Raw genomic sequence first — 21,073 nt, 5'->3', positions numbered from 1 at the left:
GACAACCAGATGGAACCGCCAAGTCCTTAATATTAGTAACTAATAATATTAGAAAGCTTCCAAATAGTTTTTATCATAATAGGACAATATTGTTGTCCTTTTCTCTTTTCTTTTATTGCGTGAAGCGCTACTCAAGCGTTCATAAACGCCTCTTTAAAGAGGGATAAAAGCAAGAAAGGTGATTTGATGACTAAGGAGAATCTACTCGAAAGCGCACTCGTTCGTCTGGACGAGGCTGCAAGCCACATCAATATCGATCCGGATGTTATCGAGAAGCTGAAATACGCCCGTGAAACGATGAAAGTGCGCTTGATGATCCGTATGGATGACGGTTCGCGCAAATCCTTTCTTGCATGGCGCTGCCGTTATGACGACACCCGCGGACCAACCAAGGGCGGCATTCGCTACCATCCCGAATCAACGGCTGAAGAAGTCGAAACACTCGCTTTCTGGATGACCTTCAAGTGCGCCGTTATGAACCTGCCTTACGGCGGCGGCAAGGGTGCAATCCAGGTCGACCCTCGCAAGCTTTCCAAGGCAGAACTTGAGCGCCTTTCGCGTGCCTATATTCAGGCTTTCTCCGGCATTATCGGCCCGGACCGCGATATTCCGGCACCGGACGTCTATACCAACTCCATGATTATGGGCTGGATGGCAGACGAATATTCGCAGATCGTCGGCCAGTCTTCGCCTGCGGTTATCACCGGCAAACCACTGGCGCTCGGCGGTTCGCTGGGCCGTAATGATGCGACCGCACGCGGCGGCTTCTATCTCGTTCGCCATCTGGCGCATGATCTCGGCCTTGCGTCGCAGCTTCGCGTCACCGTTCAGGGCTTCGGCAATGCCGGTCAGTTCTTTGCAAAACTGATGGCCAGCGACGGCCATAAGATCGTTGCCGTTTCGGATTCGTCGGGTGCTGTTTATTGCGCAAACGGTCTTGATCTTGACCTGTTGTTGAAAGCCAAGGATCAGGGCAAGTCGGTTGTTTCCACCGCTGGCAGCAACGGTCATGAAGCGATCAGCGCTGATGAACTTCTTGCAGTTGATTGCGATGTGCTTGCGCCAAGCGCCATGGAAAACATGATCCATGTCGACAACGCCGCTTCCATCAAGAGCAAGTTGATTGTTGAGCTGGCAAACGGTCCTGTGACGCCAGAAGCCGACAAAATTCTCGAGCAAAAGGGCGTTATCGTTCTGCCGGATATTCTGGCCAATGCCGGCGGCGTGACGGTTTCCTATTTTGAATGGGTTCAGAACCGCCAGGGCTATTACTGGACGCTTGAAGAAATCCATGAGCGCCTGAAGACCATCATGGAACGTGAAGGCCGCGCCATCTGGAACCATGCCAAGCAGCACAAGGTAACTGTTCGCTCGGCAGCCTATGTTCATGCGCTGGAACGCCTTGCACAGGCTATCGAGGCGCACGGCACGCAGAATTATTTCTCTGCCTGATTATATATTTCGAGACGGCCCCTCCCGTCAGCTATCTGACAGGAGGGAAACTCTAGCGATCACAATTTTTAAGCCTGACAATCGTATAATACTTACCCAAAAGGCTCTTTGAATAGCGCCTCACCGTTCCTATATCCTGTAAAATCAGGAAACAGCGAGGAATGGGATGAATATCGGGCAAGCCGCCAAAGCATCGGGCATATCGGCGAAAATGATCCGCCATTATGAAACCATCGGGCTTATCGAGGCTGCCGACAGAACCAGCTCGGGCTATCGCGTCTATACGCAAAATGATGTCGAAACGCTGCGTTTCATCCGATCAAGTCGTGATCTTGGATTTCAGGTCGAACAGATCAAGGAACTGCTTGCCCTCTGGCGCGACCGCAACCGTGCGTCTTCCGATGTGAAGAAGGTCGCATTGCAGCATGTCGAAGACCTCGAAGCCAAGATGAAGCAGTTGCAGAACATGGCTGATACGCTGCGTCACCTCGCCCATAATTGCCATGGCGACAACCGGCCCGATTGCCCGATCATCCATGAGCTTGCCAGCCACAGCGCACCGAAGGCCGTTCGCCCAGCCCCGCGCAAAGGCGAATTGTTGCACGGAAAAATCTGACGGGCGCCTTTGAGAGATAAGAGCATAAAAGCAAAACGCCGGGAATTTCCCGGCGTTTCTGTTTGATGTGCGCTGTCGATTACTTTTATACCAAGGCGGCTCAAGATGCTGACGCATCACGCCTTGAAAAAGTTCAATTGCCACTCGGGCTTAACCAAAACTCCATGAGTCATACTCATGGAGTTTTGGTATTACGCGCATCTCGGTCCGAAAGACGCACTTTATTTCGGCAGCGTATAGGCAATCACATAGTCGCCCGGCTTGGTGCCGACCGAACCATGACCGCCCGCGACCATCAGCACGAATTGCTGATCACCGACGGTGTAGGTCATTGGTGTGGACTGGCCGCCTGCAGGCAGACGCGCTTCCCACAGAACTTCACCATTGGTTAGATTATAGGCGCGGAGATAATCATCCACCGCAGCACCCAGGAAGGCTACGCCACCAGCGGTAATCATCGGACCACCAATGCCCGGCACGCCCACCTTGAATGGCAGCGGAACCGGTGCCATATCGCGGATCGTACCATTGCGGTGCTTATAGACAGTCTTGCCTGTGCGCAGATCGACACCCGCGACATAGCCCCATGGCGGCGACTGACACGGAATGCCCAGCGGGCTCAGGAATGGCCCCATGAACACGCCGTAAGGCGCGCCATCATTGCGGTTCAGACCCTGTTCACTGCCCTTCTCGTCCTGACCGCGCGGCGGAATATCCGCACGCGGCACAAGGCGCGAGGTGAAAGCGAGATAGGTCGGCATACCGAACATCACCTGACGCTCAGGATCGACCGCCACGCTGCCCCAGTTGAAGACACCAAAATTGCCCGGATAGACAATCGTGCCTTTGAGCGACGGCGGCGTGTAACGTCCCTCATAGAAATGCTTGTGGAACGCAATGCGGCAAGCGAGCTGATCGAACAATGTCACGCCCCACATATCGCTTTCCTTGAGCGGTGGCGGGCTGAATGTCAGATCAGAGATCGGTTGCGTTGGTGATGTGTGATCTTCCGGGATTGCACCCGTCGGTGCCGCCATCTCACTGATCGGGATGATCGGCTCGCCAGTGCGGCGGTCGAGTACATAGAGATCGCCCTGCTTGGTCGGACCAACCAGCGCGGGAACGCCGTTGATATCAAGCAGGACCGGCTGTGCTGGCACGTCCATGTCCCACAGATCGTGGTGGACAGTCTGGCGAACCCACTTCACCTGCCCTGTGTTCACATCCAGCGCCACGATGGACGACGAATACTTTTCGACATTTTCGCTGCGGCCCATGCCGAGCTGATCCGGCACCTGATTGCCAAGTGGAATGAAGATCAGACCAAGCTTTTCATCAACACTCGATACCGACCAGCTGTTCGGAGAATTGGTCGTATAGTGCTGGCCTTCCGGCAGAGGTGTGGTGACATCGGGATTTCCCGAATCCCAGTTCCAGAGCAGTTCTCCGCTGCGGATATCGAAGGCGCGAATGACGCCCGACTGTTCTTCAGTCGAGTAATTATCATTGACTGCACCGCCGACAATGATCTTGTCACCCACGACCGCCGGTGGCGAGGTTGAGTAGTAGTAACCTGCCGGATTATATTTCATGCCGTGGCTGAGATCGAGCGTACCGCCATTGGCGAAATCGGTGCAGATCTCGCCGCTTTGCGTATCCAGCGCGATCAGACGAGCGTCAGACGTCGGCAGATAAACGCGTTCTGAACATTTCGCACCAGCAGTTGCGGTCGAATCCTTCCAGTAGCTCACGCCACGGCAGGTCTGGTGCTGACGATCGGTGTTGAAGCCGACCTTCGGATCGAACTTCCACTTTTCCTTGCCGGTCGCTGCATCAAGGGCGATAGCCCAGTTATGCGGCGTGCAAAGGAAGAGCGAGTCGCCGATTTTGAGTGGCGTCACCTGATAGGTGGTTTCACCCACATCTTCCGGCTGCTTGACATCGCCGGTCTGGTATTGCCAGGCGACCTGAAGTTTGGAGACATTTTCAGGCGTTATCTGTGCAAGCGGCGAGTAGCGCTGTCCGTAAGGTGTGCGCCCATATTGGTGCCATTCACCATCAGGCACATTGCCACCGAGATCAGGCGTTGCGGCAACCTTTTCCATCGGCAGGTTGCCGTTGATGCTGGTTGGGTCCTGTGTCATCGAATAGCCGGCAACAACAAGTGCTGCGAGCGTCGCTATCGTGAGTGGCAAGCCACCGCCATTCAGCGGCTTTCTGACCCATGGCGTAAGCAGCCAAAGGCCAAGCAGAACAATGATGCCGCCGGTTGAGCCAAGCCGCCACCAATCGAAGCCAACTTCATAAACCGCCCAGCCGAGCGCTCCAAGGATGACCAGCGCGTAAATCCAGAGCGCCAGAGAGCTTCGTTTGAGAAGAAAGAAGCCGGTCAGCAGAAAGCCTACAGCAATTGCTATGAAGGCCCAGCTGCCACCCAATGTGGCGAGGTAGATACCGGCTGCGCCGAGCGCAAGACCAATCAGTAAAAACAGAATAGACGTCAGAGAAACAAGCAAGACATTACCCCCTTCAAGTAGTGACTGCAGTCCCGCCGTGCATGACTGTTACTTGAAACAAAGATGCACGGATTAAACCGAATTCGATGCATTTCTGATTTGGGTAGGCCTCATATTGGTAGAAGTGTCGCAGCAAATTGATTGCTGCGCAACACGGCGTGCCTGCTCATCCACATAGGCGGCAAAATAAAAAATCCAGTGGCAAATGTTTAAAAGCAATATCGCCTGTCGGCAGCGAGAAGACTGCCGACAGGATAACCCAATAATCAGGCCATCGGGCTTTTGAAACTGCGCAGGCGCAAAGCATTGCTCAGCACGAAGATGCTCGAAAGCGCCATCGCACCTGCTGCCAGCACCGGCGAAAGAAGCGTGCCGGTAAACGGATAAAGAATACCAGCGGCAACCGGAATCAACGCCACGTTATAGGCAAAAGCCCAGAACAGGTTTTCGCTGATGTTGCGGATTGTGGCCTTTGAGATTGCAATCGCATTGACCACGCCACGCAGATCACCTGACATCAGCACAACATCAGCGCTTTCAATCGCAATATCCGTGCCTGTGCCAATCGCAATACCCACATCTGCGGAAGCCAAAGCTGGTGCATCATTGATGCCGTCACCCACAAAGGCAATACGCTTTCCCCCAGCCGAAAGGCGCTTCAAAGCTTCGACCTTGCCGTCCGGCAGCACTTCCGCAACCACTTCATCAATGCCAAGACGCTTGGCAATCGCCTGAGCAGTGCGGCGGTTGTCGCCGGTAATCATCGCGACTTTGAGGCCCTGCTCATGCATGGCAGCAATAGCTGCAGGCGTGGTTTCCTTCATCGGGTCGGCAACCGTGATGATTGCAGCGAGCTTGCCGTCGATTGCTGCATAAAGCGGGGTCTGGCCTTCATCGCCAAGACGGCTCGCATCATCCGCAAACACCGCTACATCCAGACCGAGCTTCGCCATATAGCGATCAGCACCAATGGCAACTTCACGACCCGAAACGCTGGCCTTAAGCCCGAAACCGGGAACGGACTCAAAGGCCGAAACATCGGCAAGCTTCAGTCCCTTTTCCTTTGCAGCCGTCACAATCGCATCAGCAATTGGATGTTCGGAACGTGCTTCCACCGCTGCAACCAGCGCCAGGGCTTCATCCTTATCGATGCCATCGACAACAGCGAAATGCGCCAAAGCCGGCTTACCTTGTGTCAGCGTGCCGGTTTTGTCGACCGCAATCACCGATGCATCACGCAGGGTTTGCAGCGCGTCACCACGACGGAACAGAACGCCAAATTCTGCAGCGCGACCCGTGCCCACCATGATCGAGGTCGGCGTTGCAAGCCCCATGGCACATGGGCAGGCGATAATGACAACCGCAATAGCATTGACCAGCGCGTAGCCCATCATGGCTGTGCCGCCAATAACCAGCCATGCAATGAAAGTAAGGACCGCGGCAGCCATAACCGCAGGCACGAACCAGCCAGTGACCTTATCGACCTTGGCCTGAATGGGCAGCTTGTCAGCCTGCGCGTCCTCGACCATCCGCACGATCTGCGAGATGACCATATCGCGGCCAACCTTGGTTGCACGGAATGTGAAGGCGCCGGTTTTGTTAATCGTGCCGCCGACGACTTCCGCGCCCTCTTCCTTGGCAACGGGTACGGGTTCGCCGGTAATCATCGATTCATCCACAAAGGACGAGCCTTCGATCACCTCGCCATCGACGGGAACTTTCTCGCCCGGACGCACCTGAACGATATCGCCAACGCGCACATCTTCAAGCGGCACATCGATCGCATCGCCATTGCGGAGCACGCGGGCCGACTTGGCCTGCAAGCCAACGAGACGGCTGATCGCAGCCGAGGTTCGGCCCTTGGCACGAGCTTCCAGATAACGGCCAATCAGGATCAGCGTGACAATGACAGCAGCGGCCTCGAAATAGACGTTGACTGTTCCTGCCGGCAGAATATCCGGCCAGAAGGTTGCAACGACCGAAAAGCCCCATGCGGCGGCTGTTCCGACAACCACCAGCGAGTTCATGTCGGGTGCGGCACGCAGAAGGGCCGGAATGCCTTTCTTGAAAAAGCGCATACCCGAGCCGAAGAGGACAAGTGTTGTCAGCACAAACTGGAAATACCAGCTGTTCTGCATTCCAATCGTGTCCATGACGAACATGTGCACCGCTGGAATGATATGCGATCCCATTTCAAGAATGAAAACCGGCAGAGTCAGAACCGCAGCAAGGATGACGTTCTTTTTCAGCTCAAGCGCTTCCGCATCGCGCTTGTCGGATTGCGTTTCCTGCTTGGCATCGCTGCGTGCCTCTTCAAGAGAACGCGCTTCATAGCCCGCGGTTTCAACCGCCTTAATAAGATCACCAAGCGGCACCTGGCCAGCCAATTCGACATGAGCGCGTTCGGTCGCGAGATTAACGCTGGCGCGGGTTACGCCCGGTACGGCATTCAATGCCTTTTCAACCTTGCTCACACAGGAAGCACAGCTCATGCCTTCAATGGCGAGATCGGCACTTCCCGACGGCACGTCATAGCCTGCCTTGCGGATCGCATCGATGACTGCTGGCATGTCGGGTGCGGCCTTGAAGGTCACATCGGCGCGCTCGGTCGCAAGATTGACAGACACCTTGTCAACGCCCGGCACTTTCGCGACAGCCTTCTCAACGGAAGACACGCAGGAGGCACAGCTCATGCCCTCGACTGGAATGGCGAAACTTGTGTTTTCGGATTTGACTGGCTTGTTCATGGCAATCCCTTCTTCTGCGCATCGTGCTTTCCGAAGATCGTTGCCGATTTTTGAGCCGATGCTGCAGCCCCTTTTTAAAGGGCTAGATACTGAGTTGCATCATAAGTAACCCTTCCCACCGTTGGAAGGTCAAGCCTTATTCATAAATGATTTTCAGATGGCCATTTCGTTCTGCGGCTGCATTGCAGCGAGGATTGATCCGCAGCGGGTCTGGATGAATTCTGGCACCTCAGCTGCAGGCATTGGACGCCCCATCAGGAAGCCCTGCACCTCGCCGAAATTCTGCTTGCGCAGGCATTCAAGCTGCTGCGTGGTTTCCACGCCTTCAGCAGTCGTTACAATCCGGAAACCAGCGCCCAGCGTGGCGACCGCCTGAATGATCGCAAGATCACGGGTATCGACTTCGATGCCCGATACAAAACTGCGGTCAACCTTGATCTTGTCGAACGGGAACGAGCGCAGATAGCTGAGCGATGAATAGCCAGTGCCGAAATCATCCATGGCAATCCGCACGCCCAGGCGGCGCAACTCAAACAGCAGTTCGATATTGTGTTTGCTGTTTTGCAGGAATACGGATTCCGTAATTTCAAGTTCGAGACGGTCCGGAGACAGGGCTGCCTCCTCAAGCGCTTCCGTGACAGAATCGAGCAGCGTTGTCTGATTGAACTGCACCGGAGAAAGATTGACCGAAACCTTGATCTCATCCGGCCAGGAAGCTGCCTGACAACAAGCCTGTCTCAGCACCCAATCGCCGATGGGGCCGATAAGCCCGGCTTCTTCTGCAATCGGAATGAACTCAACCGGCGAGACCATGCCCAGGGATGGATGACGCCAGCGCAGCAGGGCCTCAAACCCGGATATACGACCCGATTCCAGATTGAAGATCGGTTGGTAATGCAGCTCGAACTGCTTCGCGGCCAAGGCCACCCGCAGATCAGTTGTCATCGCATGGCGTTTCTCAACAGCCAGTCGCAGCGAATGTTGGTAGAAGCGGAACGTTCGCCGACCATCCGCCTTGGCGGCATAAAGCGCCAAATCAGCATTGCGCATCAGCACGTCGGTATCTTCACCATGCAGAGGCGCCTGAGCGATGCCAAGACTGCAAGACACGAATTCCGTTGTATCACCGAGATCAAACGGGTCCTGAAAGGCTGAAAGAAGGCGGTCCGCAAACATGGCAATCTGCGAAATCGCATCGCTGCGATAGATGATGGCAAACTCATCGCCACCAAGTCGCGCGAGAAACTGATCGCAAGTCGTGATGTTCTTAAGACGCGTCGCCACCTGATTGAGCAGCAGATCACCTATCTGGTGCCCCCTGCTGTCATTAATGGTCTTGAAGTGGTCGATGTCGAGATAGAACAGCGCAAACGCCGGAGCACTGTCGCCCTTTTTCAGAATATTTTCAATATATTGCGAGAAATAGGCACGGTTCGGCAGATCCGTCAGACTGTCGTGCATGGCGATATGCGTCATGCGCTGTTCAGTCTCGCGTCGCTCAGTAATATCTTCGACAAGCCCGATCAGGTAACGCGATTTATCGCCTTCAACAGGTGGAATGGGACGTTTGATGATCCGCATCCGGCGCGGTGTGCCGTCAGCGCAACGAATATCCCGCTCAATCGTCAACACATCGCCGCGGCGCATTGCCAGCCGATCCTGCTGCGTCAGAAGCTTTGCTTCCTCGCTTGGGAAAATTTCGGCATCGATCGAGCCAACTACATGGTCGATATTGTGACCGCTGATCGTGGACGCTGCCTGATTGTAGAGAACATATCGGCCTTCGTCCTGCATATCCTTGACGAAAACACCAAGCGGCATGTTGTTGACCAGTCCATCAAGCAGAGACTGCACATGACTTGCCTGCCGGGTCGCCTCTGCCAGTTCGGTCATGTCTTGAACGATTGCCAGAATGACCTGCTTGCCGTCGAAGACGACCTGGCGTCCGTAAGTGAGAACCTCGATGGTTTCGCCGTTGGCTTTGAGATGCTGCCAGCGTTCGGGACGCTCAAGATCGCTTCTGTCGCGCACGGCTGCAAACATCCGCTCCCGCTCGGTCTGCGGACGGATATCAAGCACTGTCATGCCGGGGATTTCGTCTGCCGAATAGCCGTAAAGCGCATGGGCCGCTTCATTCATGACAATGAATGCTAGCGTTTCAGGATCATAGACCCACATGGGTGTCGGATGAGTTGTAAAAAGAATACGGAAATCCTCGTCGGATGTGCGCACCATCGCATCACCCGAGTGAGCCTCACCGGCTTCCCGCTTCCTCATCATTGGTCCCTCATCAGACAAATCCTGACTGGATGTTTTCCGCTCTCATGCGAGAGTTAACCCGGAGAATCAGAGCAGGACGATGCAATCCGGTGGATAGCTTACAGTCTAGAATTTTAACAAATTATATACAAATTATCAAAATCCCTAATTTAGCGCCTGCAATTTGTCGTTTTACAGTCTCTTGACCGCCCTGCTGTTCCGGCCTATGCTTAAGACACAAAATTCGTTGGGGTGCCTTCGAAGCAAGATCAGGAAAAGCGCTAAACGGTTTTCCATCCGACCTTGCGACACAAAAGGCTGAGAGACGCTGACCGCGTTAACCCATTGAACCTGATCCGGGTAATACCTGCGTAGGGAACGGAGTTTGGCGCGTCGCGAACAAGGAGGATTTCATCCTCCGTGGGGCAAAGCCCCAAAACCCGTTCATGACGTCTCAATTTTCCGTTCGGAATGAGAGACGACATGATGGACTTAAGACAAAGCCTCTCCCGAACAAAAGCAAGCAACAGCAATGGTGCATCCGCGCCTATTTGCGTGACTATTGCTGGCTCCGACAGCGGTGGCGGTGCTGGCATTCAGGCCGATTTAAAGACCTTTTCAGCACTCAATGTCTATGGCGCGAGCGTCATTACAGCGATCACCGCTCAGAACACATTAACGGTCACAGCAGTCCACGATGTTCCGGCTGAAATCGTTGCGGCACAGATTGATGCGGTCTTCAGCGATCTCAATGTGGCTTCGGTCAAGATCGGCATGGTGTCGGTGCCGAAAACCATTCAGGCAATAGCCAAAGGCCTTGGGCATTTCTCTGGCCCGGTGGTTCTTGATCCGGTGATGGTGGCGAAGTCCGGCGACAGGCTTTTAAGCGAAGCCGCAATCTCGACATTGCGCGAAAAACTGATCCCGCTTGCATGCCTTCTAACACCAAACCGGCCGGAAGCTGCCTGCCTGCTCGACTGTGCCATCGCGCGAAATAATAATGAGGCGGAAGAACAAGGACGCGCTTTGCTCAAGCTCGGCGCGAAGGCCGTGCTGATGAAAGGCGGGCACGCTGAGGGCGACATCTGCACCGACCTTCTCATCCGTGCCAATCTGCCGATGATCCAGCTGGAAGCGCCGCGTATCTACACGCAGAACACCCATGGGACTGGCTGCACGCTTTCGTCAGCAATTGCAGCGGGTCTCGGCAAGGGGCTTTCGCTGGAAAAAGCCCTTCGTGAAGCGCATACCTATCTGCAAGCGGCCATCCGGTCCGCTAACACATTGCAGGTCGGAAGCGGGCACGGCCCCGTGCATCATTTCCACGCTTTGTGGGAGATTGCATAATGCGCGTCACCATCATCGGCGCGGGTGTTGCAGGCCTTGCCTGCGCAGCAGAATTTAGTGACCAAGGCCACGCCGTCACTGTCATTGCCAAAAGCACCGCAATCGGCTCCGACAGCTGTTCGTGGTTTGCGGGCGGAATGTTGGCCCCGTGGTGCGAAGGCGAGAGTGCGGAAGAGCCCGTCGTAAGGCTGGGGCAAGAAGCGATTAGCTGGTGGGAACGGCATGTTTCAACAGTCCACCGCAAGGGCACGCTTGTCATTTCCCACACACGCGATACGACTGAACTGCGCCGCTTCGCCCGCCGCACGCAAGCCTTCGACACAATTGATTCCGAACAGATCGATGCACTGGAGCCGGACCTTGCAGGCCGTTTCCGGCAGGGGCTTTTCTTTGCTGAGGAAGGCCACCTCAATCCGCGCAATACACTGATCGAGCTTGCCGAAAACCTGCAAAAGAAAGGCGTGGTCTTTCATCTCGGGCAAGATGCGAAAGATGTAAAAATCGACACGGATATTACCGTCGATGCGCGCGGTCTGGCAGCACGCGATCAATTGCAGGATCTGCGCGGTGTGAAGGGCGAAATGCTGGTGGTTCGCTCCCGCGACATCAATCTTTCGCGCCCTGTGCGCCTGCTGCATCCGCGCATTCCGCTCTACATCGTGCCACGCGGTGACGGCATTCATATGATCGGCGCAACTATGATCGAAAGCGATGAGAGAGGCGGCATTAGCGTTCGCTCGACGCTGGAAATGTTAAGCGCCGCCTATGCGCTGCATCCGGCATTTGGCGAAGCGGAAATTCTGGAAACCGGCGTCGACGCCCGCCCCGCCTTCCCCGACAATCTGCCACGTGTGCGACAAGTTCGAACAGGGCGTGGCCAAACAATGTATGTCAACGGGCTTTACCGGCACGGCTTTCTGCTCTCCCCTGCGGTTGCACGCATGGCGGTTGCGGCAGCAACCGAGGCCGAACAACAACCTGAACTTCTGGAGAACCTGGCATGACCATCGTTTTAAATGGCGAGGTCTTTGAGACCAAAAGCGCCAATCTTTTGGCTCTGCTTGCAGAAATCGAACTTGATGAGGCCGTGGTGGCAACCGCGCTCAATGGCGAATTCATTGCAGGCGATGAACGCGAGGAAACGCTGATCGGCGAAGGCGATCGCATCGAAGTGCTCGCGCCGATGCAGGGAGGCTAAGATGCTGGAATTTTACGGGAAAACATTTGAAAGCCGCCTACTATTGGGAACGGCGCAATATCCATCACCCTCTATTCTTGCTGACAGCGTCCGCTCGTCAAAGTCGGGAATCGTGACGGTTTCGCTGCGGCGCGAGAGCGGGAATATGCGTGCCGGTCAGGATTTCTGGACACTGATCAAGGATCTGGGTGTTTCGGTTTTGCCCAATACTGCCGGTTGCCATACCGCACGCGAAGCAGTCACCACAGCAAAAATGGCGCGTGACGTTTTCGGCACCAACTGGATCAAGCTTGAAGTCATCGGCGATCACGACACCTTGCAGCCTGATCCTTTCGGGCTGGTCGAAGCAGCCCGTATTCTCTGCGATGAAGGCTTTGAGGTCTTTCCCTATATGAATGACGATCTTGTGGTTGCGGAGAAACTGATTGAGGCAGGCTGCAAGGTGTTGATGCCATGGGGCGCGCCGATTGGTTCAGGTCGCGGCCTCAACAATCCTTATGCACTTAAAACCATGCGTGCGCATTTCCCCGATATTCCACTGGTCGTGGATGCCGGTATTGGCGTCCCATCGCACGCTGCAGCCGCCATGGAACTTGGCTTTGATGCCGTGCTGATCAACACTGCGGTTGCCAAAGCAGGCGATCCAGCCGCTATCGCCCGCGCTTTTGCGCTCGCTGTTGAGGCTGGGCGCATCGCCTATGAAGCCGATCCGATTGAAGCCCGCGACATGGCTGCCCCCTCCACTCCATTACTCGGAAAGGCATTTTTGTAATGGCCCTTGATCCGTTCTACCCGATCTTTGACAGCGCTAGCTGGTGTGAGCGCATGGTGCCGCTTGGCATCAAACTCGTGCAGCTGCGCATCAAGGATAAGAACGACGCTGAACTGCGCGCAGAAATCCGCGCAGCCCGCGAAATTTGCGCGCGATATGATTGCCAGCTCATCGTCAATGACTACTGGAAACTGGCGATTGAGGAAGGCTGCGACTTCATACATCTCGGTCAGGAAGACCTTGATGAAGCCGATCTCGATGCAATCCGCGAGAGCGGTGTGAAGCTCGGTGTATCCAGCCATGATGAGGCTGAACTTGATCGTGCATTAGCGCTAAAGCCAGCCTATATCGCGCTCGGCCCTGTCTATCCGACCATTCTCAAAAAGATGAAATGGCATGAACAGGGATTGGACCGCGTCAGCCAATGGAAAGCCACCCTTGGTGATATTCCGCTCGTTGGCATTGGCGGCATGAATGTGGAGCGCGCGCCGGGCGTCTTTAAAGCCGGAGCTGACATTGTATCCGTCGTCACCGACATCACTCTCAACCCCGATCCCGAAGCCCGCGTGCGGCAATGGATCGAAGTTACACGCCCCTATGTAAAGTAGACCTAATATTCGCTTTAACGCGCATCTTGTCCGAAAACCGCTTCACACTTTTCGGGATGCGCTCTAACCGGAGGAAACATGAAAAAACTGATTTTTGCTGCGCTTTTCAGCGCCACGGCTTCGTTCGCCCTGATGTCAGCTCAGGCAGCTCATGCGAATGATAAATTCAAACTCATACTTGATTGGTATGTGAACCCCGATCATGGGCCGATCATCGTGGCCGACAAGCTCGGTTACTTCAAGGATGCGGGTCTTGATGTGGAAATCATCGCCCCTGCCGACGCATCTGTACCACCCAAAATGGTTGCGGCTGGACAGGCTGATCTGGCAATTTCATATCAACAGCAGGTGCATCTCGATGTTCATGCCGATATTCCGCTGATCCGCGTCGGCACTCTGGTCGATTCCCCGCTCAACTGCCTGATGGTGCGAGACGATGGTTCAGTCAATTCAAGTGCCGATCTCAAAGGCAAGAAGATCGGCTTCTCTGTCGCTGGTGTTGAAGAAACGGTGCTTGGCACCATTCTCAAAAACCACGACATAAAGCTTTCAGATGTCGAACTCATCAATGTGAACTTCTCGCTCGCACCATCGCTGATGTCGAAACAGGTTGATGCGGTGATTGGTGCCTATCGCAATGTTGAGCTCAACCAGATGGCGGTTGAAGGGGTTGCGGGCAAATGCTTCTTCGTCGAGGAGGAAGGCGTGCCGGTCTATGACGAGCTGGTTTATGTCGCCAACTCAAACAAGCTGGATGCGAACGAAAAAGAACGGATTTCGCGCTTTCTAGCAGCCACCGAAAAAGCCGCGCAATATATCGTCAATCATCCAGAGCAAAGCTACGACCTGTTCGCGTCTTATAGTTCTGAACTCAAAGACGAGCTGAATCAGCGCGCCTGGAAAGACACGGTTGCCCGTTTCTCGCGCTCACCCGCAAGCCTCGATTATGGACGCTGGAGCCGCTACGAAACCTATCTCAAGGATAACGGTCTCGTGCCTTCGATCCTGCCTGTCGAGAAATTTGCAATCGACGTCAACGCGGGAGGTGACAAGTCATGAGTGACACGCTTTATTCATCCGAATTGTTCACCCGCCTGCGTGCCGCAACGCTTGATGACTGGACCCCCTATATCGATCATGAATTTGTCCGCGGACTGGGCGATGGCACGCTGCCGAAATCGGCATTCCTGCATTATCTCAGGCAGGACTACGTTTATCTGCATCACTATGCCCGCGCCTTTGCGCTGGGTGTCGTGAAGGCAGGCAGCTTGCAGGAAACGCGGCTCTGCGCCGAAATCATGCATGGGCTGGCGGTCACAGAACTGCCGCTGCATGTCGGAATCTGCGCACGCGAAGGCATAACCGAAGACGATCTTTACAACACAAAAGAAGAGCCGGAAAACCTCGCCTATACGCGCTACGTACTCGATTGCGGGCAGGCAGGCGATTTCCTCGACCTGCTGACCGCACTGGTTCCCTGCGCGCATGGCTATGGCGAAATCGGGGTTAATCTCGCAGCCACTGCCCATATAGGCACACCCTATCAGGAGTGGATCGACACCTATGCGGGCGCTGATTATCAGGAGATGTGCCATACGGTTGGCAAGCTTTTTGATCAAGCTGCAAAAGACCGCATCGGTCCGGATTTCGAGAGCAGCCCGCGCTGGCCAAAGCTCTGCCAGATTTTTGCAACGGCAAGCAGGCTTGAAGCGAACTTCTGGTCAATGGGTATTTCTGGGGGTCTCAAAGGAGCATGACGAGCATCGCTCCTCGCTCGCGCAAAAAACGCATCGCCGACGGGTTTCTGTCGGCGTTTGCTGTGCTGGCACTTTGGCAGGCTGTGGTGAGCATCTGGCAGATGCCGCGCTTCATCCTGCCCGGCCCGCTCGACGTCGTGCAATCACTCATCACCAATGCACAGTTGATCGCCGATAATGCAGTCGTGACATTTGGCGAGGTGCTGGGCGGGCTGTTTCTCGGCTCTGCCATTGGCGTTCTCACGGCCATAGGGCTGATGATGTCGCCGCTCGCACAACGGCTTGTCATGCCGGTGATGGTGTTCAGTCAGGCGATTCCGATATTTGCACTCGCTCCGATCTTAACACTCTGGCTCGGCTATGGACCGGCATCGAAAATTGCAGTCACCATTCTGATGATCTTCTTTCCGGTCGTTTCCACCTTTCTGGATGGGATGCAAAGGATGGATCAGACGCTGATTAATGCCGCCGAAAACCTTGGCGCCAAGCCCATGCAAATTCTTTTTCGTGTGCGCATTCCCGCAGCTTTCCCGTCGCTTGCTTCGGGGTTAAGTCTTGCTGCCGTCTATGCACCAATTGGGGCTGTAGTGGGCGAATGGGTCGGTGCATCAAAAGGTCTTGGTTATCTGATGCTGCTCGCCAATGGTCGCGCCAAGGTCGATCTGATGTTCGCAAGCCTGTTTGTGCTGGCGGCCTTCACCATGCTTTTACATGCAACCATCTCGCATTTTTCGCGCAAACTCGCCGCATGGCCGCGAAAGCTGTAAGGCAGCATTTTTGCCACACTCAATAGATTGAAATAAAACTTCTGCATTTTGCCACTTGGCAAATAGATTTGCTCATTTATTGTGCAGCCATCTGAAACACTGGCAAGAGGTATGAGATGCGTGTCTATCCATTTCCGTCGGTGCCCGGTGTTAACGCGGGCGCATCCAAGCTTTAGGTCTTTGGCCCGTGTTGCAGGCTAAGGCCTGATCGCCCTCCCTAAAAGGGCATATTACTAACAACTTCCAAATTTGCCGCAGCTCTCAGCAGCTGTTTGTTTTGTCTTCGTTTTCAAACATCGTTCGACGCAAAACCGCTTCGTGCTTTTAATGAAAATGATTTTAAAGGAACCAGAATCCGTCTTCGCGCGGCCTGGTATTATTCATATGACTCGGTTTCGTATCAATTTCCGGGGACCTGCTTTCCGCAATGTCCTCGGCTACACCTTCAGCCACTGGCGAAGTCAGCCTCTGCGGCTGACGCTGATTATTATCAGCATGCTGCTTGCAACGGCCGCAGACGTCCTCACACCACTCTATTCAGGGCGGCTGGTCGATGCGCTTTCGATCGGTCAGGATGGCGCATGGGATGCTGCCATTCGCGCGCTGATTATCCTGCTTGCGCTGGGCGCACTGGCGCTGATCACGCGTCAGCTGACCTTCTATGTCATCACCGACTTCACGCTGAAGATCATGAGTGACATGGCAGCCAGTTCGTTTCGCAAGCTACAGCGGTTTTCGACCGACTGGCATGCAAATGCTTTTGCCGGATCGACCGTGCGTAAGGTTTCGCGCGGCATGTGGGCGCTTGACCTGCTCAATGACACGCTGCTGATTGCGTTATTGCCGTCTATCCTCATGCTTTTCGGCTCAGTAGCACTTCTCGCATGGTACTGGCCGATGATGGGCCTGCTGGTTGCAATCGGCTCGGTGCTTTTCATCGTCTGCACGATTGTGATTTCGCTGGGCTTTGTTGCGCCTGCTGCAACGCTTGCCAACAGCTGGGACACACGTATGGGCGGCGCTTTGGCCGATGCCATTTCGTGCAACGCAGTTGTCAAGGCATTCGGTGCGGAAGGTCGTGAAGATGGACGTCTTGCCAAGGTCGTCACCAAGTGGCGCTCGCGTACGCGCCGCACATGGCTGATCGGCACGCTGAACGGCTTTATTCAGGGTGTAAACCTGCTGGTGATGCGTGGCGTGGTCATTGCTTTTGCGCTCTATCTCTGGAGCCAGGGCAAGGCAACGGCAGGTGATATCACCTTCGTTCTGACGGCATTCTTCATGTTGCAGGGCTATCTGCGTGATGTGGGTATGCATATCCGCAACCTGCAGCGTTCGGTAAACGATATGGAAGAGTTGGTTCAGATCGAAGCCGAGCCTTACGGCATTGCCGACAGGCCGGGTGCAAACGCGATCAAGATCGGAAATGGCGAGATCACGTTTGAGAACGTCACCTTCCATTATGGCAGTCACGACACGGCTCTCTATCGCGACTTCTCGGTCAGGATTAAAGCCGGTGAACGGGTTGGTCTGGTCGGTCATTCGGGTTCGGGCAAGACGACTTTCATCAAGCTCATCCAGCGTCTCTACGATGTGAGTGGCGGCGCCATCAAGATTGATGGACAGAACATTGCCGAAGTCACACAGGCTTCACTCAGATCGCAGATTGCTATTGTGCAGCAGGAACCAATCCTGTTTCACCGGACGCTGGCCGAAAACATCGCCTATGCTCGCCCCGGCGCGACACAGGCAGAGATCGAGCATGCAGCCATGCTTGCCAGTGCGCATGACTTCATCATGCGTCTGCCGAAGGGTTATGCAACGCTCGTTGGTGAACGCGGTGTGAAGCTTTCGGGTGGTGAACGTCAGCGTGTGGCGATTGCCCGCGCATTTCTGGCAGATGCGCCAATCCTAATTCTGGACGAGGCAACATCGAGCCTTGATTCAGAATCGGAAGTGCTGATCCAGCAGGCAATGGAACGGCTGATGATCGGTCGTACAACGCTTGTCATTGCGCACCGGCTTTCAACGGTTCGTGCGCTTGACCGCTTGCTGGTCTTCGACAAGGGCAAAATCCTTGAAGAAGGTGATCACGATGCGCTCATCCGCAAACCGGGCGGCATCTATCGCCGCATGTTCGAACGTCAGGCCTTGGAACTGACCAAGGGACTGGAAGACGTTCTTCCATCGTAAGAAATAAAACGGGGCCGGAAATACCGGCCCCGTCTTAAACTTATGTTTTTACCCATGTCTTTAACTCAAAACAGGGTTCCCGCTTTTGGGAGACATGCTTTATTCCGCCACCTTGCCCGAAGACACCTTGCCCGAAGACTGGCGGATAATCAGCTTATATTCGATATGGCGCGACGGCGATGTGTTGTTGGTATCAATCTGGTGGAGCAGCATATCCACGGCATCACGCGTCATTTCGCGGATTGGCTGACGCACCGTCGTAATCTGCGGCGACACCATGCTGGCAATCGCACTGTCATCGAAGCCAACAACCGTTAGTTCGGCCGGCACATCAATCTTGTAATCATAGGCAATCTGCAGAACAGCAGCCGCCATGTCGTCATTCGACGCAAAAATGGCAGTCGGCCTGTTTTGCAGCGATAGCAGTTTTCTGCCTGCAGCCAGACCGCTTGAAAAGCTGAAGCCGCCTTCAAATTCATAATCGGGATTGTGATCAATCCCCGCTTCATCAAGCATACGGCGATAGCCTGCCAGACGCTGCTGCGCCGAGCGGTGGGTCAGATCGCCGATCACAATCGCAATCCGGCGATGCCCCATATCGAGCAGATACTTCATCAGATCGAGTGTGGCCGCCTCATCGTCGATGGCAACGCTGTCAGTCGGATGCACATTGAAATCACCCGCCACACGCGCAAAAGGCATGGCTGACGCAATCAGCTCCTGCAGAATCTCGGGATCATCCGACATGGGCGGTGTTACGATAATGCCATCAAGGCCGGAAGCATGGGCCGTTTCGATCAGCGATCCGCGAATATCCGCACGGTTCTCGACTGGAAATATCAGCAGTCGATAACGCGTGCCGCGCAGACGATCCAGCGCCCCAACCTGCAATTCCGTGACGTAGCTGTGGCTTGGATTTTCAAAGAATAATCCGATGAGATGCGAGCGGCGCTCGACCAGATTGCGCGCCGCGGCATTAGGGCGATAGCGCAATTCAGCACCAGCCTCTTTCACCCGCTCACGGATCGTATCGCGGACATTCGGCTCGTCATTGTAAACGCGTGAAACTGTCTTGATCGACACGCCCGCCAGGCGCGCCACATCATGGATCGTCGCTCTCTTATTGGATGCGGCCATGGCCGTTATGCACTCTCTCCCCAGTGATATGCATAATTTACTAGCTGCTTTGCTCTAAAGCGCAAAGCTCTAAAGCGCGATGTGCTTTAGCTATTGTTCTTACGCTTATCTTTATCCCCAAAACCGGCATCCACTTTTGGGAAACATGCTTCAAATGGAACATATCTTGGAACGGGTAAGAAAGCGCTTCTCGCGGCCATTATCGAGCGAGAACATACCGCCGCGCCCCGGCACGACATCGATGATGAGTTCGGTATGTTTCCAGGCCTCATACTGAGAACCGCTGATATAGAACGGTGCGCCGCCGATTTCACCCAGCTTCACATCCGCATCCGAAAGCAGCAGATCTCCTTGCGGATAGCACATCGGCGATGAGCCATCACAGCAGCCGCCAGACTGGTGAAACATAATCGGGCCGTACTCGTCCTGCAATTCTGCGATCAGCTCCAGCGCTGCATCGGTAGCAGTAACCTGCTCTTGTTGAGCGACTTGCGGCATGGTTCCTCCTCCCATTGCCAACACCGCCGTATTGCTACGGCGGCTCTGATGACAGTATGAACCGATTACTGCGTCAGGTCCATCACGACACGGCCTTCGATCTGGCCTGCGCGCATTTCGTCAAAGATGGCATTGATATTGTCGATCTTGTCGGTGCGGATCGTTGCTTTAACTTTGCCGTCCGCTGCGAAATCAAGAGACTCCTGCAGATCAAGACGCGTGCCGACAATCGAACCGCGCACGGTCACGCCGTTCAGCACCATGTTGAAGATCGACAGCGGAAACTCGCCAGCCGGAAGACCGTTCAGCGCAATCGTCCCGCCGCGTGCTGCCATGCCGATCGCCTGTTCAAAGGCTTTCGGCGACACAGCCGTCACCAGCACGCCCTGCGCGCCACCGTCAGTTTCCTTCTTGATATAGGCTGCCGGATCATTATGGGTCTTGGCATTGACCGTGACTGTCGCACCAAGCTTGCGGGCGAGATCGAGTTTCTTGTCGTCAATATCGACGGCAGCAACATTCAGCCCCATGGCCTTGGCATATTGCACAGCCATATGACCGAGGCCGCCGATGCCGGAAATCACCACCCAGTCACCCGGTTTAGTGTCCGTGACCTTAAGTCCCTTATAGACCGTCACGCCTGCGCAAAGGACGGGCGCAATTTCATTGAACTCGATGTTTTTTGGCAGGTGGCCAACGAAATTCGGATCAGCCACTACAAAATCGGCAAAGCCGCCATTCACCGAATAGCCGGTGTTCTGCTGCTCTTCACAAAGCGTTTCCCAGCCACCAAGGCAATGCACGCAATGACCGCAAGCCGTGTAGAGCCAAGGAATGCCAACGCGGTCGCCTTCTTTCACATGCTTGACGCCGCGACCGACTGCCGAAACGAAACCGACGCCTTCATGACCCGGGATGAATGGAGGATTGGGTTTTACCGGCCAGTCGCCTTCGGCGGCGTGGAGATCGGTGTGACATACGCCAGAAGCTTGAATTGCTACCTGAATCTGGCCATCACCCGGCACCGGAATCGGCACTTCGTCGATGGTCAGTGGTTTGCCGAATTCGCGAACCACGGCAGCCTTCATTGTTTTAGCCATTACGAAAACATCCTTCTGTTTTACGCGCATCTAGCCCAAAAACCGCTTCGCACACTTTTTGGGATGCGGCACTTTTCCTGCGCGCATCTTACCCAAAAACCGCTTC

The 21,073-nt window shown here is 54.8% G+C and carries 17 protein-coding genes and 1 riboswitch; of the genes, 11 read left to right on the top strand and 6 right to left on the bottom strand.

Annotated features, from left to right (window positions below):
• Positions 1-186: 186 nt before the first annotated feature.
• Positions 187-1,452 carry a Glu/Leu/Phe/Val family dehydrogenase gene (locus QSJ70_RS14740; RefSeq protein WP_007873387.1) on the top strand — a complete coding sequence of 422 codons (1,266 nt, stop codon included), beginning with the start codon at positions 187-189 and terminating at the stop codon, positions 1,450-1,452.
• 166 nt (positions 1,453-1,618) lie between these two features.
• Positions 1,619-2,068 carry a Cu(I)-responsive transcriptional regulator gene (gene cueR / locus QSJ70_RS14735; protein WP_007873386.1) on the top strand — a complete coding sequence of 150 codons (450 nt, stop codon included), beginning with the start codon at positions 1,619-1,621 and terminating at the stop codon, positions 2,066-2,068.
• Positions 2,069-2,289: 221 nt separating this feature from the next.
• Here the strand turns inward: cueR and QSJ70_RS14730 are convergent, their stop codons facing one another.
• The 3 genes from QSJ70_RS14730 to QSJ70_RS14720 all read right to left on the bottom strand — a co-directional run bounded on the left by QSJ70_RS14730 (position 2,290) and on the right by QSJ70_RS14720 (position 9,608).
• The gene (locus QSJ70_RS14730) at positions 2,290-4,584 is read right to left on the bottom strand and encodes a glucose/quinate/shikimate family membrane-bound PQQ-dependent dehydrogenase (RefSeq protein ID WP_285537455.1); all 2,295 of its coding nucleotides are present in this window, start codon (positions 4,582-4,584) and stop codon (positions 2,290-2,292) included.
• A gap of 266 nt (positions 4,585-4,850) precedes the next feature.
• Positions 4,851-7,331, bottom strand: coding sequence for a heavy metal translocating P-type ATPase (locus tag QSJ70_RS14725; RefSeq protein WP_285537452.1), 2,481 nt, complete (start codon positions 7,329-7,331; stop codon positions 4,851-4,853).
• Between the two features lie 153 nt (positions 7,332-7,484).
• A complete protein-coding gene (locus QSJ70_RS14720; RefSeq protein ID WP_408913761.1) occupies positions 7,485-9,608 on the bottom strand; it encodes a putative bifunctional diguanylate cyclase/phosphodiesterase in 2,124 nt (707 codons plus the stop codon).
• A 220-nt stretch (positions 9,609-9,828) separates the two neighbouring features.
• A riboswitch (TPP riboswitch) is annotated at positions 9,829-9,985 on the top strand.
• A gap of 91 nt (positions 9,986-10,076) precedes the next feature.
• Between QSJ70_RS14720 and thiD the strand changes: the two genes are divergently transcribed.
• From thiD to QSJ70_RS14675, 9 genes are all read left to right on the top strand, one after another.
• Positions 10,077-10,937, top strand: coding sequence for a bifunctional hydroxymethylpyrimidine kinase/phosphomethylpyrimidine kinase (gene thiD / locus QSJ70_RS14715; RefSeq protein WP_285537701.1), 861 nt, complete (start codon positions 10,077-10,079; stop codon positions 10,935-10,937).
• The gene (gene thiO / locus QSJ70_RS14710; RefSeq protein WP_285537450.1) at positions 10,937-11,941 is read left to right on the top strand and encodes a glycine oxidase ThiO; all 1,005 of its coding nucleotides are present in this window, start codon (positions 10,937-10,939) and stop codon (positions 11,939-11,941) included. The genes thiD and thiO overlap by 1 nt, the downstream gene beginning before the upstream one ends.
• A complete protein-coding gene (gene thiS / locus QSJ70_RS14705; RefSeq protein ID WP_113487427.1) occupies positions 11,938-12,135 on the top strand; it encodes a sulfur carrier protein ThiS in 198 nt (65 codons plus the stop codon). Before thiO ends, thiS begins: the two co-directional genes overlap by 4 nt.
• Position 12,136: 1 nt before the next feature.
• Positions 12,137-12,907, top strand: coding sequence for a thiazole synthase (locus QSJ70_RS14700; RefSeq protein ID WP_285537446.1), 771 nt, complete (start codon positions 12,137-12,139; stop codon positions 12,905-12,907).
• Entirely contained in the window at positions 12,907-13,515 is a 609-nt protein-coding gene (locus QSJ70_RS14695; RefSeq protein WP_285537444.1) for a thiamine phosphate synthase, read from the top strand. Before QSJ70_RS14700 ends, QSJ70_RS14695 begins: the two co-directional genes overlap by 1 nt.
• A 78-nt stretch (positions 13,516-13,593) precedes the next feature.
• A complete protein-coding gene (locus QSJ70_RS14690) occupies positions 13,594-14,574 on the top strand; it encodes an ABC transporter substrate-binding protein (RefSeq protein ID WP_285537443.1) in 981 nt (326 codons plus the stop codon).
• Positions 14,571-15,272 carry a thiaminase II gene (gene tenA, locus QSJ70_RS14685; protein ID WP_285537442.1) on the top strand — a complete coding sequence of 234 codons (702 nt, stop codon included), beginning with the start codon at positions 14,571-14,573 and terminating at the stop codon, positions 15,270-15,272. Before QSJ70_RS14690 ends, tenA begins: the two co-directional genes overlap by 4 nt.
• Positions 15,269-16,039 (top strand): ABC transporter permease, encoded by a 771-nt coding sequence (locus tag QSJ70_RS14680; protein WP_285537441.1) that lies wholly within the window; start codon positions 15,269-15,271, stop codon positions 16,037-16,039. Before tenA ends, QSJ70_RS14680 begins: the two co-directional genes overlap by 4 nt.
• A 384-nt stretch (positions 16,040-16,423) precedes the next feature.
• Entirely contained in the window at positions 16,424-18,232 is a 1,809-nt protein-coding gene (locus QSJ70_RS14675) for an ABC transporter ATP-binding protein (protein ID WP_285537440.1), read from the top strand.
• A gap of 99 nt (positions 18,233-18,331) precedes the next feature.
• On the opposite strand, the gene QSJ70_RS14670 is transcribed toward QSJ70_RS14675, so the two are convergent.
• The 3 genes from QSJ70_RS14670 to adhP all read right to left on the bottom strand — a co-directional run bounded on the left by QSJ70_RS14670 (position 18,332) and on the right by adhP (position 20,967).
• Positions 18,332-19,369 (bottom strand): LacI family DNA-binding transcriptional regulator, encoded by a 1,038-nt coding sequence (locus QSJ70_RS14670; RefSeq protein ID WP_112804636.1) that lies wholly within the window; start codon positions 19,367-19,369, stop codon positions 18,332-18,334.
• 150 nt (positions 19,370-19,519) lie between these two features.
• A complete protein-coding gene (locus QSJ70_RS14665) occupies positions 19,520-19,867 on the bottom strand; it encodes a DUF779 domain-containing protein (RefSeq protein ID WP_007873367.1) in 348 nt (115 codons plus the stop codon).
• A gap of 65 nt (positions 19,868-19,932) precedes the next feature.
• Positions 19,933-20,967 (bottom strand): alcohol dehydrogenase AdhP, encoded by a 1,035-nt coding sequence (gene adhP, locus QSJ70_RS14660; protein WP_007873366.1) that lies wholly within the window; start codon positions 20,965-20,967, stop codon positions 19,933-19,935.
• Between the last annotated feature and the right edge of the window lie 106 nt (positions 20,968-21,073).

The organism is Brucella sp. NBRC 12950, assembly GCF_030268145.1.
Lineage (GTDB): Bacteria > Pseudomonadota > Alphaproteobacteria > Rhizobiales > Rhizobiaceae > Brucella.
The sequence above is the reverse complement of the archived record's forward strand: the minus strand, read 5'-3'. Positions and strand labels throughout refer to the sequence as shown.

Excerpts from the sequence above, each read along its gene's own strand:
- QSJ70_RS14720 (WP_408913761.1), bottom strand. The coding sequence starts at position 9,608 with ATGAGGAAGCGGGAAGCCGGTGAGGCTCACTCGGGTGATGCGATGGTG.
- QSJ70_RS14670 (WP_112804636.1), bottom strand. The coding sequence starts at position 19,369 with ATGGCCGCATCCAATAAGAGAGCGACGATCCATGATGTGGCGCGCCTG.
- QSJ70_RS14740 (WP_007873387.1), top strand. The coding sequence starts at position 187 with ATGACTAAGGAGAATCTACTCGAAAGCGCACTCGTTCGTCTGGACGAG.
- thiO (WP_285537450.1), top strand. The coding sequence starts at position 10,937 with ATGCGCGTCACCATCATCGGCGCGGGTGTTGCAGGCCTTGCCTGCGCA.
- QSJ70_RS14680 (WP_285537441.1), top strand. The coding sequence starts at position 15,269 with ATGACGAGCATCGCTCCTCGCTCGCGCAAAAAACGCATCGCCGACGGG.
- adhP (WP_007873366.1), bottom strand. The coding sequence starts at position 20,967 with ATGGCTAAAACAATGAAGGCTGCCGTGGTTCGCGAATTCGGCAAACCA.
- QSJ70_RS14690 (WP_285537443.1), top strand. The coding sequence starts at position 13,594 with ATGAAAAAACTGATTTTTGCTGCGCTTTTCAGCGCCACGGCTTCGTTC.
- QSJ70_RS14675 (WP_285537440.1), top strand. The coding sequence starts at position 16,424 with ATGACTCGGTTTCGTATCAATTTCCGGGGACCTGCTTTCCGCAATGTC.
- thiS (WP_113487427.1), top strand. The coding sequence starts at position 11,938 with ATGACCATCGTTTTAAATGGCGAGGTCTTTGAGACCAAAAGCGCCAAT.
- thiD (WP_285537701.1), top strand. The coding sequence starts at position 10,077 with ATGGACTTAAGACAAAGCCTCTCCCGAACAAAAGCAAGCAACAGCAAT.
- tenA (WP_285537442.1), top strand. The coding sequence starts at position 14,571 with ATGAGTGACACGCTTTATTCATCCGAATTGTTCACCCGCCTGCGTGCC.
- cueR (WP_007873386.1), top strand. The coding sequence starts at position 1,619 with ATGAATATCGGGCAAGCCGCCAAAGCATCGGGCATATCGGCGAAAATG.
- QSJ70_RS14725 (WP_285537452.1), bottom strand. The coding sequence starts at position 7,331 with ATGAACAAGCCAGTCAAATCCGAAAACACAAGTTTCGCCATTCCAGTC.
- QSJ70_RS14700 (WP_285537446.1), top strand. The coding sequence starts at position 12,137 with ATGCTGGAATTTTACGGGAAAACATTTGAAAGCCGCCTACTATTGGGA.
- QSJ70_RS14665 (WP_007873367.1), bottom strand. The coding sequence starts at position 19,867 with ATGCCGCAAGTCGCTCAACAAGAGCAGGTTACTGCTACCGATGCAGCG.
- QSJ70_RS14695 (WP_285537444.1), top strand. The coding sequence starts at position 12,907 with ATGGCCCTTGATCCGTTCTACCCGATCTTTGACAGCGCTAGCTGGTGT.